Source organism: Vibrio sp. 1580 (assembly GCF_033340055.1).
Window position 1 is genome coordinate 1 of the sequence record NZ_JAWOVT010000564.1, and the last position, 562, is coordinate 562.

The window sequence follows — 562 nt, forward strand, 5'->3', positions numbered from 1 at the left end:
GTCCAAGTTATGCTCGATAACCACAACGGTATTCCCGTGATCGCGCAGGCGATGAAGTACGGTCAATAGCTGCTGAATATCATGGAAGTGCAGACCAGTTGTTGGCTCATCCAGAATGTACAAGGTTTTACCCGTATCACGCTTGGATAGCTCTCTTGCTAATTTCACTCGCTGTGCTTCGCCGCCCGATAATGTGGTTGCCGCTTGACCTAAACGAATGTAAGACAGACCAACGTCCATTAGAGTTTGCAGCTTGCGGGCAATCGCAGGAACAGGATCGAAGAAGGTGCGAGCATCCTCGACGGTCATTTCCAGTACTTCATCGATGGTTTTGCCTTTGTAGCGTACTTCCAGTGTTTCGCGGTTATAGCGCTTCCCTTTACACACATCACATGGCACGTACACGTCTGGTAAGAAGTGCATCTCGACTTTGATAACACCATCCCCCTGACAAGCTTCACAGCGACCACCACGAACGTTAAAACTAAAGCGGCCAGGTTTGTAACCACGTGAACGTGATTCTTGCGTACCAGCAAACAGCTCGCGAATAGGGGTAAAGATT

At 49.1% G+C, this 562-nt stretch carries 1 protein-coding gene; it reads right to left on the bottom strand.

Annotation, left to right across the window (positions count from 1 at the left end):
* A partial coding sequence (locus tag R7093_RS27175) for an ATP-binding cassette domain-containing protein (protein ID WP_318147271.1) occupies positions 1-562 on the bottom strand: 562 nt, incomplete at both ends.